We start from the raw sequence: 14195 nt of genomic DNA on the forward strand, positions 1-14195 counted from the left end.
CAAAATCTACCAGCTTAAAACTGGTAGATTTCTTTATTTCCCCAACTCCTGCGTCCTCTTGTAGGAAGCTTGAACGGCATCCATGACCGTTCCTCGAAAGGCATTTTCTTCCAGACTGGCTACCCCGGCGATGGTCGAACCGGCCGGACTGCAAACCTGATCTTTGAGCTGAGCCGGATGTTGCTCACTAACCTGACTTAGCTTGGCAGCGCCTAAGAGGGTTTGATTGGCTAGCTGCAGGGATATATCGCGACTGAGTCCTGCTCGGACACCCGCATCCGCTAAGGCCTCTATAAAGAGATAGACGAAAGCTGGTCCACAGCCAGCAAGAGCTGTCGCTGCATCCAACTGTTTTTCCTCTAGTTTAACTAAAAGGCCAGCTGAAGACAGAAGCTCACACAACAAGTCTTCATCCGCTTGATTCGCCTGCTGAGATAAGCTATAGGTAATAACACCCTCACCTACAGCTACCGGTGTATTAGGCATGATCCGAATCCAACGATGGTGGCTAGGAACTAATTTTTTCAAAGTTTTCAAAGGAAGACCTGCAGCCATCGAAACAAGCAGAAGAGACTCCCGTTTTTCAAGAATTTCCTGATACTCAGTCAGCAAGTCAGCAAATTGAGCTGGTTTGATGCCCAGAAAAATCACCTCTGCCTGAGCAAAAACCTCTTCATTATTGACCGGCTGCCCACCAACTTCCGCAGCAATCTTTTCAGCCTTGTCACGACTGCGATTGGCTAGTAGTAATTCGCTTCTATATCTTTCATCTTGGGCAATTAGGCGAGCCAAACTGCCACCCATATTTCCCAAACCGATAAATCCAATGTTCATCTTTATTTCCTCACTTGACCAGTCCCTTGGATGACGTATTTATAGCTGGTCAACTCTTTCAGTCCCATAGGACCTCTGGCATGTAGTTTTTGAGTAGAAATCCCCATTTCGCAACCAAGGCCAAACTGACCGCCATCTGTAAAGCGGGTTGAAGCATTGACATAAACGGCCGCACTATCGACCTGCTCTGTGAAATAAGCTTCCGCTGAATCGTTCTCCGTCACAATGGCATCCGAGTGATGGGTGCTGTGAGCCTCAATATGCTCCACCGCTTCTTCCAGCGAAGAAACTAGCTTGACCGCTAAGACATAGTCCAAAAATTCGGTATCAAAATCTTCCGGTCTAGCTTGCGAGCCTGAGATATACTGAGCCGCTTTCTCATCCAAACGTAATTCAATAGTTTTTTCTTGCGCAGCAACACGATCAGTCACCAACATCTTCTGCAAACGTGGTAAAAATCTTTCTGCAATCTCTTCATGAACCAGCAGTACCTCCATGGCATTGCAGACAGAAGGGCGACTGGTCTTGGCATTCTCAATAATCGCCAAAGCCTTGTCTTGATCAGCATCCTTATCTACATAGACATGGACAATTCCAGTACCTGTCTCAATAACCGGCACAGTCGCATTTTCCACGACCGCCTGAATTAGTCCAGCACCTCCGCGAGGAATGAGTAAATCCAGATAACCCTTGGCCTTCATCATAGCTTGAGCTGAAGCTCGGCTGGTATCAGAAACCAACTGGATACAATCCGGCGAAATCTTCGTCTGAGCCAAACCTTCTTTCAAAGCTGTGACAATGGCTAGCGCTGTCTGATAGGCATCCTTGCCGCTTCTGAGGACGACTGCGCTACCACTTTTTAGAGCTAGAGCAGCAGCGTCAGAGGTGACATTAGGCCGGCTTTCGTAGATAATCCCAATCACACCCATGGCCACCCGCTTTTTACTGATGACAAGGCCGTTCTCAAGCTCGGTCCTTTCCAAGACTTGCCCTACAGGATCCTCCAAGTCAATCAACTGGCGAATTCCCTCTGCCATAGCAACAATCCGATCCTCATCCAGATAGAGGCGGTCCAGCATTACATCTGAAATCTTACCTTTAGCCGTGGCCATATCCAATTCATTGGCTGCTAAAATGTCCGCACGAGAGAGCCAGAGCTGCTTTGCCATTTCTTCCAAAGCATGGTTTTTCTCAGCCGTTGTAGCCGTGTTGATCGTCTTCTTGACTTTCTGAACCTTTTCAAAAATCGCTTGTGTTGAGGTCATCTCTTCTCCTTTCCTCGTCTTCTAAAATTCTGCAAATAAATCATTTAACTCCGGTGTCAAAGAGATCCAGTCGTCCCGATGAATGATAACACCCTTAGGTTTATTGGACTTGAGCATATCTTTAAGAGCTGACTTGCCAAAACGCACGCGCCCTTTACCAAGAATAGCACCGCTGCCTTCTTCATAAACGGTCACCGTATCTTGATAGGCAAAGCTCCCCGATACAGATACAAGTCCGGATACCAACAAACTTTTTCCATTATTTCTGAGAGCGTCAGCTGCTCCTTGGTCTACATAGATTTCCCCTTGGCTTTTAGAATAGAAAGCAAGCCATTGCTTCTGCGTTTTTAGACCTTTTTCCTGGGCCAAAAAGAGACTGCCATCCTTGGTCTTCTCCGCAGCTTCCAGCAGAGCATCAGTCTTGAGTGAAGAGCAGATATAGACCGGAACGCCAGACATGGTCGCAAGAGTTGCTGCTTTTATCTTTGTCAGCATACCACCAGTCCCGTTGCTCGTTCCTGCACCGCCCGCCATATCAATCAGCTCAGAGCTAATCTTCTCAATCTTTTCCAGTCGACGAGCATCTGGATTGATAGAGGGATTGGCCGTGTAGAGTCCATCGACATCTGTCAAGAGCACTAGGAGATCCGCCTGAACCATAGCTGCCACCTGAGCACTCAGTGTATCATTATCCCCGACCTTGAGCTCCTCGATAGCCACCGTGTCATTTTCATTGATGATAGGAATAGCGCCGCGATTCAGCAAGACAGACAAGGCCTGGTGCGCATTTTTGTAACGACGCTTATCTGCAAAATCCTCCTGTGTCAAAAGAATCTGAGCAGAAATGATTTGTTTCAAAAGAAGATTGGTTGTATATTCCTCCAAAAGCAAACCCTGTCCAACCGCAGCTGAAGCCTGTTTATCCGCCACCTTGGTCGGTCGCTTTTTAAAGCCTAGAGAAGAAAAACCTGCCGCAATAGCTCCTGATGAGACCAAGATCAACTCATGTCCTGCCTCATGCAAGAGAGCCAACTGCCGAGTGATTTCCTTTACCTTGGCGCGTGACAGACTGCCATCTGCGTTAGTCAATGACGAAGTCCCCACCTTAAATACGATTCGCTTTGCTTTCATTTCCTTTTCCTTCACTGCTAGATTGTCTTATTATACCACGATTTACGGAAAATAAAAACGACCGCGGTTAAAGCGGTCAGAGGAAAATTTGTATTTTAATAATGAATGGACTTGCTATCCTTATCGCAATTTTTCCAAGGTTTCTTGGAAAATAACTGGCACTTCAGCTGTAAATTCTAGCACTTCACCAGTTCGAGGATGTGTGAAGCCCAGTGTTCGCGCGTGCAGAAATTGGCCATGTCCTTTCAACGTCTTACGCGGTCCATAGACTTCATCTCCAGCCACAGGATGTCCAATGTAAGCCATATGGACGCGAATCTGATGGGTTCGGCCTGTTTCCAGCTGAAGCTCAACCAAGCTATAGTCACCAAAACGTTCCAAGACTTGGAAACGCGTCAGAGCCGACTTGCCTTTAGCCGTCACAGCCTGCTTCTTGCGGTCTTTTTCACTGCGGCCAATCGGAGCCTCAATCACCCCACGGTCATTAGGCAGATTTCCATGAACAATAGCCCAATACTTGCGTAGGGATTTCTTATCCTTGAGCTCATCAGCCAGAGCCACATGGGCTTGGTCATTCTTAGCAATCATGAGAAGCCCAGAAGTGTCCTTGTCGATCCGATGAACAATCCCCGGACGGAGGACTCCGTTGATTCCAGACAGGTCTTTAATGTGGTACATAAGGGCGTTGACTAGCGTACCGCTGGTATGGCCTGCAGAAGGATGGACCACCATTCCCTGAGGTTTATTGACGACTGCTACGTCCTCATCTTGATAGACGATTTCTAGCGGAATATCTTCAGCTACATACTCAACCACTTCCGGCTCAGGCAGCTCATAATAGATGATGTCACCTTCTTTGACAGCGTATTTGGCTTTTTTGGCTTGTCCATTGACCAAAATCCTGCCGTCCTTAATCTGCTCATTAGCCAAGCTCCTTGATAGGTCTGTCAGCTCTGCCAGCGCCTTGTCCAATCGCTGACCAGCTACCGAAGCCTCAATTCTTACTTCCATCTTTTTCTTCCTTCAAAATCATCAGCAGTAAAACAGCTACACCAAAGGTTAGATACATATCTGCCACATTGAAAATAGCAAAATTGATAAAATCTAACTGAAACATGTCCACAACAAAACCTTGACGTATCCGGTCAATAAAGTTTCCCAAACCGCCAGCAATCACCAAGGTCAGCCCAGCCAGCATCCACTTTGAGGCATTTAGGTGTTTGATGAGGTAGTAAACAGCTCCGCCGATGACCAGAAAAGTCACCAAAGTAAAGAGCCATTGCTGATTTTCCAGCATGGAGAAGGCTGCGCCGGTATTCTGGAGATAGGTCAGACTCACCAGATGCGGAATGAAATTCTTGACCTGCCCCAGCTTAAAATCGCTGACAATATATAACTTAACCAGCTGGTCCACAACAATAAGAACCAAGACAGCAAACGGAATAATAATTTTTCTTTTCATACTTTATTTTTTCTGTGCAAAATACTCTTTCATAACTGATACAAAGTCTTCTCCGACCTGAGTCAGCTCCACATCTTCACGCTTGACATAGACCATGTGGTTGTCCAAGTTGTCGCGAAGCTTGATGACAGTAATACCATTTACACTATTGCTGTCCAAAAAGCCAGATCCGGTCGCATAAGCATCGGTACGCTCCAAAATCCCATTCAAAGTCGCCCGGTCCGTCACATTAAACATCTGTGAGCTGGCACTGGTATCGACAAAATTCTCTGAATAATAGAGATATTCGTCCTTTTCCTGGGTAAAGCGAACAGTCGGCAAGGCAGCCAAATCTTCCATGACAAGTTCCTTCTTCTGAGTCAGAGGGTGATCTTCCCGCAGGTAAATATGGGTCTGAAAAGGAATCAACTCAATTACTTCCAAGCCTAACTTTTCCACCCGCTGCATAATCCCCTTGGTATTTTGATTATTGAGGTAGATAATGCCGATTTCACTATGGCCTTGCGCGACTTCGTCCAGAATCTGCACAGTTGTTGACTCAAAAATCCGGAAGTTCTTATACTCTGGATAGGTCTGAGAAAATTGTGTAATCAGAGGCGGCAGAAAATCATAGTGCTGACTGGCAATTGAGAACTCATCTCGCTCTTCCTCAGGATTGGCATATTGATTTTGAAAGACATCAAAGCCCTTGACCAAGTCTTGAGCCTTCTCATAAAACTCCATTCCTCGGCGAGTCAGAAAAGTCCCGCTGCTGGTCCGACGAAAAATCTTGAAGCCCAGCTCTTTTTCCAGATCACGGACAGAGATAGACAGACTAGGCTGGCTGACATACATTTTTTCCGCGGCTTCTCGAAAGGTTCCACTGTTAGCAATGGCGACCACATAACGCAATTGTTGAATATTCATAACATTTTCCTTCTTTACATATCGTCTCATTATACCATAAACCAAGGCAGAACAAAAGAAACCAGCTGTAAGAAGCCGGCTTCTCCTTTTAAGTTAATGAGCAATCTGAGACAAATTTGCTATTTTTCTTTTAGATAGACAACCTCTGTCATCTCTTTGAAGCCTAGCTTTTTATAAAGTTTCAATGCTCGGGTGTTCTGCTTTTCTACAACAATCTGAAACTCCTGTCCATTGCGCACATTCAAATCCTGCATACTTGCAAGCAAGAGATAGCTTCCTAACCCCTGCCCCTGAAAGTCTTGATCAACCGCCAAGCCAAAGAAATAATTGGTACCAAAATCCGTATCAACCGACACAGAAGCCACAACTCTACCATCTTTCTTCAAGATGTAAAGCAGACTGGAGCCACTGCTAACGGCTTCTCTGGCGTATTTCAAAGCAACATCTAGTGGTGTCTCAAAGACTTGTGACTGAAAGGCTGCAATCTCTTCAGCCAAGTCCAAACTCCCCTGCAAAACCTCAATCCCTTCTCTTTCTTCTAGAGGAAAAGCTTGAGCAGGCTGTGCCAGCCAGATTTCCGCTTCATCCTCTTGGTAATCAAATCTCCTAGCAAAGTCAGGTTGATCGTTCAAAAAAGCTAGCTCCGCTACATACTCAATCTCGGTCAATTCATACTTATCCGCTACTTTTGCAAAAGCAGCCAGAAGCTGATTAGCCACACCCTGACGGCGATACGATGGCAGAACACAGAGAGAAACCTCAGCTTGGCCAGGTTCATCTGCGTAGACTGATAAAAAACCGATGGTTCGACCACCCATCTCAGCCACGAAAAAGGCTGGCATTTCAGGATCTGTATTATAATTATTATCCAGATAGGGCAGCCGATAGCCTCCATCCACCTTATTACACTCTTGAACTAATTCAAACAAAACCTGCTTTTCTTTCTCAGGCAATGCACTATAAATTCTTATTTGCATCCGTCTCACTTCCTTCCAGTATTTCTTTCTATTCTACCACGAATCTACCACGAATAGCCAGACCAAGCCATTCAAAAAGGGGCTGGAAAAATCCAGCCCCAATGTCGCTAAGTTAATCATTTTTTATTTTTCAACGTGGTCAGCAAGTTCTTCCTGGGCTTTTTTATTTGCCGCAGTAGCTTCTTCTTTCCATTTTTTCTTAGCTGCTTCGTATTCTTTGGTCGTTACAACATCCTTCTGAAGCTGGGTCAGCTTGAAGTTGTAAGCTGAACCTTTGACACCAACTGGTGAGTAGGCCTTCGTAAATGGCACTGATTTAGTAACAGACGGTGTTGCTCCTTGTGAAACAGTCGGAATAATCAAGCCGCTATCTAGCAACCAAGCTTCCGCTTCTGCATACTTTTCGTAACGCAGCTGCACATCGTTGGTTTCAGCATTGGCTTCTTCCAGCATCTTGGTATAAGTATCCAAGCCTAGCTCTTTAATCTTATCATTGTCTTGACCTGGCTCAAAACCAAAGTTTTGCAAGCTTCCGCCGTTCTTGATATTGAGAGTATCAAGATAGGTAGATGGGTCTTGGTAGTCACCAGTCCAACCACCAGTAGACATATCATAGTCTTTCTGAGCAGCAGAGTTAGCAAAATAGGTGATGTTATTAAGATCGTCTGTGCTCATCTTTTGCAGGTCAATGACGACATTTTCCGCTCCAAGAGCCGATTCGATAGACTGCTTGGTTGAGCTAGCCCATTGAACGCCAATGGTGCTAGACTGATCCACAGGCATATCTAAGTGAATTGGGAATTCAACTCCCTTAGCCTGCAAGGCTTGCTTCGCTTCTGCAAATTTCGCCTTAGCTTTTTCAGGATTGTAGTAAGGATCTTGAGCGTCAGAGAGGTCAATTCCTTGCCATTGGTTGCCATAGTTGACTAATTTTTCTCCAACAACAGTTCCAAAATCCTTGTCGCCAATTTGGACAAAGCTAGGTGGTACCAATGTATTTCTCAAGACCTTAGTCGCTCCGTCTTCACCATTTCCTTGCGCACCATAAGATGTACGGTCAAAGGCAAAGTTAATAGCCTGACGGAAGTCCTTGTTCATGATTGCTTCGTTGGTCGCAGATTTTTGAGCGTCTGTTGTTTTAGAAGTATGATTGTAAGACTGACGGTTGTAGTTAAAATTATAGTAATAAGAAGTAGAATCCTGCGGGCTGTAAACGATATTGTCCGCGTATTTCTTCTTGACTGAAGCAAAGCCTGAGCTATTTGGATAGAGACGAGCTGTGCTATAAACGCCATCGCTAAAGTTACGAATCAACGCTTCCTGATCATTTCCATCATAATAGGTTAGCTTGATGCTATCTAGAGTCACATTATCTTTATCGTAGTAGTTTTGGTTCTTGACAAATTCCATCACAGACTTGGAAGTCAGCGACTTGAGCAAGTAAGGACCATTGTAGAGGATGCTAGATGGCTTGACAGAGCCAAAATTGCTTCCTTCTGCTTTCAGAAACTCTTCATTGACTGGGAAAAGAATCGTGCTGGTCGTTTTAGAGTTCCAATATGGCTCAGGGCGAGCCAGAGTGTATTGCAGGGTATGGTCATCAATAGCTTTGACACCAACATTGTCAAAATTCTTATCTTCACCCTTGATATAAGCATCCAAGCCCTTCACAGAGTCCTGAACTAGATAAATAGCTTCAGAATTTTCATCCGCTGCATACTTCAAGCCAGTCACAAAGTCCTGAGCTTTTACTTCTGCATATTCTTCACCATCGGATGTGTACCATTTAGCATCATCACGCAGCTTATAAGTATATGTCAAACCGTCCTTAGAAACTGTCCATGACTTGGCGATTGAGGGAACTAGATTCCCGTACTTGTCATTTTCAAAAAGTCCATCGACCAAATTGGAAATGACATCACCTGTCGTTGCACGGTTTGTAGCAAGATAGTTCAAGCTGTCAGGGTCTGAACTATAAACGTAAGTATAATTATTTGTGCTAGATGAAGACTGGCTACAAGCCGTTAGCAATAGCCCGGCACTCAGTGCAATTCCAGTCGCAATCAACCACTTTGATGCTTTCATGGATAGAACCTCCTTTGATGTTACATTTTATAACATGAACTATTATACCAAAAAGCGTATAAAAAGTAAATAGTAAACCGATGACAGATGAGTAAAATATTCAAGCCCGTGTGTTTTTAGGAAATACACAAAGCTTTCTGTTACCGCATTCCTGCAAATTTCCAAGCAAAAAAAGAAGAATCCGCTTTTACCGCAAACTTGCTTTGGATTCTTCCTTTTTGTTATGTTATCAAGAATAAGTAAAACTGTGAGCTCTTCAACACTGCTGGCTCATTCTTTTATTGATTATAGTCTGCGAGAAGACAAGTCATACAGATAGACAGCCCCAAACAAGAACAAAGCACCCAGCAAGACTAAGAACAAACTGCTGCTGTCTCCTGTTTTGGGAAGCTGATTAAACTGTGCAGCCTGCTGACTTAGCTGCCGACGAGAACTTACAGGTTCAACAGAACTCAAACTCAACTGAGGAGGAGTTTGTTGGCCTGGAATCATGTTCTGCCCAGCTGCAGCAATCTGAACAAGCTCCTTGTAATAACCTTCTCCCATGCTGAATTCTCTGTCCTGACTGTCAATCAAGGTCAGGGAAAGCACTGGACTGAACTGACCCTCTACTAATCCTTTCAAGCTGATCTCAACCGGATTGGTATCATTAGCTTTTTTAGAAATCAGAACAGTATCGCCAGAGATGGTATAGTCAGGACTTGGCAGGATGTTGAAATGCTGACTATCCACCTTAAGGGCAAGACGGTAGTCATTTTTCTCTAGACCGTTTAGTCCACTCAGGGTAACCGTAGCTGTAAAAGGCTGATCTAGCTGAGCAGATGCAGGGATATTGACTTTGATATCCTTAACTGGATCGGTATAAAAGAGACCATGCCCGATAGGATAGGCAACCTCTGTCTCTGACATGATACCATCCTTGATGAGCGGCACATTTACTGGTAACTTCCCAATATGATTTTGACCATTAAAAACGACTTCCACACCAGCTGGGATATTAGGGCCGAAGGCATTGTCAGGCTTCAGAGACTCTGTTGGATCCATGCCCTTGTTTCCATAAACTGCTACAATAGCCTTGGCATTTGGATAATTCGCTACATCATAAGGTTTAGAAATGCTCATGATAACTGCTTGTTTTCCAGTTTCATTTGCGTAGTCCACGACTTCAGTCGGAACTCTTGTCAGCCAGAAATCGCTGGCCAGTTGAGATTGACGACCAATTTCAGAGATTAAGACAAGGTGAGTCGCTTGATCAATCTTTCCTTTCAAATCTTCTAACTTGGTTGTTTTGCTGTAGTTTAGCGCTTCATATGTGACACCTGCTGGAATCACTCCGTCCGCTATCAGACGCTTGACACCCAGCTCTAGTCCAGGTACTTCATCGTCATAAGCCGCTAGCATCAAAATTCTATCGCCAGATTTAACCTTAAAGGGCAGAACAGTATTATCGTTTTTAACTACGGTCACTGCACTAGCAGCGATTTTTCGTTCAGTATCTCTGTTAAACTCTGAGCCAACAGTTGCTTCAGCCTTTTCCTGAGTTCGCTCAGATGGGTCAAAGTCTAAAATACCCCTTTTTTCTTTTAGGTTCAAGATACGGGTCACTGACTCATCCAATCTGCTGACTGGAATATCGCCTCTCTTAACCGCCTGTTCAATATCGTTGATAATCTTATCAATCTTGGCTAAATCACTCTTGCTACGTAAGACGGTTGGCATCAGCACCACATCTACACCAGACTTGATTGCCATGATAGCCGCTTCAGATTCTCCGAAGTTTTTGGCAATCGCATCCATCCCCATAGCATCAGATACCACAACTCCCTTGTAGCCAAATTTCTTGCGAACAATGCCGGTAATAATGTCATCAGACAAGGTGGCAGGGATATAGATAGTTTCCCCAGTTTGTTTAGATATAACCGTGTCTTTTTCAATCTGAGGATACTGAATATGGGCAGTCATCAGCATATCAGCGTTTTTGTCAATGGCAGCTTTGAAAGGCAGCAACTCCAGTGCCTCTAACTCCGAATAGGACTTATCTACCAGAGGCAGACCAGTGTGAGAATCCACCGCCGTATCGCCATGCCCAGGGAAATGCTTAGCCGCTACTGCGACATTGTATTTCTGAATCCCCTCCATCATAGCCGTTCCCAAACGGGCAACCACCTTAGGATCTGAAGAGAAGGAACGCAAACCAATAACGGGATTCTGCGGATTGTTATTTGTGTCAAAAACTGGGGCAAAGTTGACATTCAAACCTAAAGCCGATAATTCCCGTCCGATAATTTGACCTGCTTGATTAGCCAATTCCGGATCACGCGTCGCGCCAACTGCCATGTTCCCAGGAAGAGCTGTCCCGCTGCCCAAACGATAGACGATACCACCTTCTTGGTCAATCGCGAGCAAAAGCGGCAACTTGCCATTATTAGCTTGATTGCTGATAGCTGCTTGCTGCAGGGCTTGCGTCAAGGCCAAGGTTTGAGCAGTTCCTTTCACATTCTCAGCAAAAAGAATAACTCCGCCAAAGTCGTATTTATCAACCGCTTCTGCCACTTCTTTATTAAGCTCCGTCATATCAGACTGGGCGGCTTGACCCCCTTGCTGCCATTTTCTGAAGTCTGGCATCAGCATCTGGGTAATCTTCTGACGAAGCGTCATATCCGCCACAAGCTGCTGCACTCTCTTAGAAGCCGGCGGCGCATCACTCGCTTCCTGATCCTGCGTCTGATTGGCAGCTGAGAGAACTTCTGCAGGCTGGGCAGTCGCTGGTTTGGCAGAATCTTCTACTAAATTACCAGTATTGCCTTCTTTGGTTGAAGCAGCAGTTTCAGTAGCTGCAACTGACGGAGCATCAGAGACTGGCAAGGCTTTTTCGGCAATCTGACTATCCTGACTTGGCGTACCACTACCTCCTACACCACTATCAGAAGAGTCCGTTACAACTGCAGCACTTGCTTGTTCAGACTGGTTAGCAGATTCCGGCGGCTGATTGGCTGTATCCGCTTTTATGGCTCCCAATGGCCAAAAAACAAGCAATGACAAGGCAAGTGCCAATAGCAATTTATACCTTTTCATCATAGGCATTCTCCTTTCATCCCTATAATAATAGCACAAAAAACGATGTTTGTAAACGTTTACATATTATCTAATTATTGTTTGTTTTTATCACCAATTAGTAATATAATCTCTATAAAAATGAAATAGTATTACAATATTATAGAAATGTTACAGAGGTATAATTTTATAGAAATAACATAACCTAACTGTTAAAAACAAGATTCTTTTATCTTGTGCTAACAGTTGCATAGAAAGGATTTGCTATGAGACAAGAAAAGAACACCAAAGCAATGTTCAACCGCCGCTACTGGCTGGGGCTTTCCCTGGCTTCTGCTGCGACTTTAGCCGCTACTTTGATTTCCACCGGAACAGTTCAAGCGGAGAATAAGTCAATCCCAGACTGGGCTTCTAGACGTGAAGTTGGTATTTACGATCCTAGTGTACCAGATATTGAGGACGACCCTACTATCTTTGATGATCCAGGACCTATCAAGGTTCCGGAGGCTCCTAAGAGTGAGTTCCCTAATGCTTTTTATGATGAGTCTGGCGAAAGAATTACAAATAGAATCGTTCTTCACGAGGGTAAATACTACGGCACGGATCTCTCTGGTTATACATACAAAGTTCAAGATGACCCAGCAGAACAAATTCCGACGAATCTAAAAAACTCATTCTATACTAGTCCAACTGGCAACGTCTATTATTTTGATAACAAAGGACAAAGGGTCATTAACTTTTACACTGTTGATGGCAAGCAATACTTCTTTGATTCTTACGGACGACTGGTTAAAAACAGATTTATTGATTTCACTGAATACACCTTCTACATCGGAGGAGATGGATCGCCTTATAAAAACGGACTTTATAAGATTGGAAAGTACTATTATTACTTTGGTGAGTACGGTGAACTTTATAGGGAAACTATTGTCAACTACAATGGAAAGACCTATTATGCAAATTGGCATGGCGTTGTTAATATAAAAGATGAAGAAGTTACACCATAACGAAAAATACCAGAAATGAGGACGTATGTCTTCGTTTCTGGTATTTATTTTATTCAAAATCACTCAAATAGAAAATTCATTTTTCATAAGCAGATGGTTATTGTTCTTTTGATTTTCTTACACTAATACCTAGCCCCAATCCAGCCAGAAGCAAACCAAGCCCCACAACACTATAGACTGCCTTTTCGCTACTTCCTGTTTTAGGAAGAGACTGTTCAGATTTGGCCAAAAGTGTTGGTGCCTGAACATGGTAGACGGTAGATATAGGCATTGTAGTACGACGCTCAAGATAGAATTGATAACTATCTTTTATGATCTTATAGTAACGAGCTTCATTGACACTTTCAACAATCCATGAAGTGGTTCCCTTTGTCAGAGCATCAGCTAAGTTATTTTCGATATCAAGCACTCTGCCTTCTGTTGCAAAATTTTTGTAAATTCCCTCAATCGCTTTTACCGTCGCTACAGTTCTTTCTATACCAGCAGCTTTTAGAGCCGCAAGTGTATCAGCAACTGTCGGAATTGAAGGATCTTCTTTCATTTCAGCATCTGTCAATAAAACGACGAATTTCTTATTTTTAGATGACTTAGACCAATCATAGGTTGAAATAATCTGGTTCAGGGCAGGAGTTGGTGTTTCTGGAGTATCTCCTCCACTCGCTATACGAATTGCAGCCAACGCTTTTTCGAGCTCAGCCGGATCAGTTGTAAAATAAGATGACCCAAAACGTGTTAGAACCGTATCTTCATCTTTGCTGCCAGAATTACGGCCGTAGACTTCATCACTAAATGTTGCCAAGCCAAAACGTGCTGTAATCCCCTCTTTAGTAATATTTCGCACAAATTCATTAATATTTGCACGAACAATATCAATTGTGCCACCCATGGATCCTGAACGGTCGACAACAAAGACAATATCAGCTGAACCAGCTTTTGTTACAGTTGGTGGCGTTGAGGTGTAGGTAATGGTTGTAGTCTTATCTACTCGCTCGTACTGCGTATAGGGATTCCCATTTTCATCTGTGCCAGATAAAGTATTTTCAGTACGTCTAGTTATTGGATCTGGCGCCTTATCAACCTTTCCTGGAGCCACTTCCGTCTTTGTAACATCAACGGTTGTCGTTTCTACATGGACTGTTTGATTGCCTTCTTGACTTTCTTTGACATCAACAGGCGATACATTTTTTGAGACATCGATCAAATCTCCTGGTTTCGCTGCGGATTCTTCAACAACAGGTTTCGTTGTATCAGCAGCAATTTCAGTACCAGCAGCTTCAATCGGAGAGCTTACTGCTTCAGTTTTTGCAATACCACTTGAAGGTGGTGTCCCAACCTGGTCTGCAAAAACATGCGAAGCTTGTGAAAAGGCAAATAGAAGAGTTGCTGATGCTAATCCAACTTTCAATTTGTACAATGAAAAGCCTGGAAGTTTAAATGATTCTTTTTCCATAATTTCTCCTTATCTTTTTAGATT

Annotated in this window: 11 protein-coding genes; 1 reads left to right on the forward strand and 10 read right to left on the reverse strand. The window is 44.0% G+C overall.

The genetic code is table 11. The features are described from left to right. Window positions 1-33: 33 nt before the first annotated feature. The 9 genes from proC to DQM55_RS06515 all read right to left on the reverse strand — a co-directional run bounded on the left by proC (window position 34) and on the right by DQM55_RS06515 (window position 11744). Complete coding sequence (gene proC, locus DQM55_RS06475; protein WP_111675874.1) at window positions 34-834, reverse strand: pyrroline-5-carboxylate reductase; 801 nt, start codon at window positions 832-834, stop codon at window positions 34-36. Window positions 835-836: 2 nt separating this feature from the next. Next, complete coding sequence (locus DQM55_RS06480) at window positions 837-2099, reverse strand: glutamate-5-semialdehyde dehydrogenase (protein ID WP_111675875.1); 1263 nt, start codon at window positions 2097-2099, stop codon at window positions 837-839. A 21-nt stretch (window positions 2100-2120) separates the two neighbouring features. Then, window positions 2121-3230: a glutamate 5-kinase gene (gene proB / locus DQM55_RS06485; RefSeq protein WP_111675876.1), complete on the reverse strand. Its 1110-nt coding sequence runs from the start codon at window positions 3228-3230 to the stop codon at window positions 2121-2123. Between the two features lie 120 nt (window positions 3231-3350). After that, window positions 3351-4241: an RluA family pseudouridine synthase gene (locus tag DQM55_RS06490; RefSeq protein WP_111675877.1), complete on the reverse strand. Its 891-nt coding sequence runs from the start codon at window positions 4239-4241 to the stop codon at window positions 3351-3353. Further along, on the reverse strand, window positions 4225-4692 hold the full coding sequence (gene lspA, locus DQM55_RS06495) for a signal peptidase II (protein WP_111675878.1): 468 nt from the start codon (window positions 4690-4692) through the stop codon (window positions 4225-4227). The genes DQM55_RS06490 and lspA overlap by 17 nt, the downstream gene beginning before the upstream one ends. 3 nt (window positions 4693-4695) lie before the next feature. Then, window positions 4696-5598, reverse strand: a complete 903-nt coding sequence (locus DQM55_RS06500; protein ID WP_032908183.1) for a LysR family transcriptional regulator — start codon at window positions 5596-5598, stop codon at window positions 4696-4698. A 119-nt stretch (window positions 5599-5717) separates the two neighbouring features. Further along, window positions 5718-6575 carry a GNAT family N-acetyltransferase gene (locus DQM55_RS06505; RefSeq protein WP_004191420.1) on the reverse strand — a complete coding sequence of 286 codons (858 nt, stop codon included), beginning with the start codon at window positions 6573-6575 and terminating at the stop codon, window positions 5718-5720. Window positions 6576-6698: 123 nt separating this feature from the next. Further along, complete coding sequence (locus tag DQM55_RS06510; protein WP_111675879.1) at window positions 6699-8660, reverse strand: peptide ABC transporter substrate-binding protein; 1962 nt, start codon at window positions 8658-8660, stop codon at window positions 6699-6701. 285 nt (window positions 8661-8945) lie between these two features. Next, window positions 8946-11744: a glycoside hydrolase family 3 N-terminal domain-containing protein gene (locus DQM55_RS06515; RefSeq protein WP_172454736.1), complete on the reverse strand. Its 2799-nt coding sequence runs from the start codon at window positions 11742-11744 to the stop codon at window positions 8946-8948. Window positions 11745-11980: 236 nt separating this feature from the next. Between DQM55_RS06515 and DQM55_RS06520 the strand changes: the two genes are divergently transcribed. Next, window positions 11981-12721 carry a hypothetical protein gene (locus DQM55_RS06520; RefSeq protein ID WP_111675881.1) on the forward strand — a complete coding sequence of 247 codons (741 nt, stop codon included), beginning with the start codon at window positions 11981-11983 and terminating at the stop codon, window positions 12719-12721. A 97-nt stretch (window positions 12722-12818) separates the two neighbouring features. Here DQM55_RS06520 and DQM55_RS06525 read toward each other — a convergent pair whose 3' ends face one another. Continuing rightward, window positions 12819-14171: a vWA domain-containing protein gene (locus DQM55_RS06525; RefSeq protein ID WP_111675882.1), complete on the reverse strand. Its 1353-nt coding sequence runs from the start codon at window positions 14169-14171 to the stop codon at window positions 12819-12821. Window positions 14172-14195: the final 24 nt, after the last annotated feature.

This window comes from Streptococcus sanguinis, assembly GCF_900475275.1.
Taxonomy (GTDB): Bacteria; Bacillota; Bacilli; order Lactobacillales; family Streptococcaceae; genus Streptococcus; species Streptococcus sanguinis_N.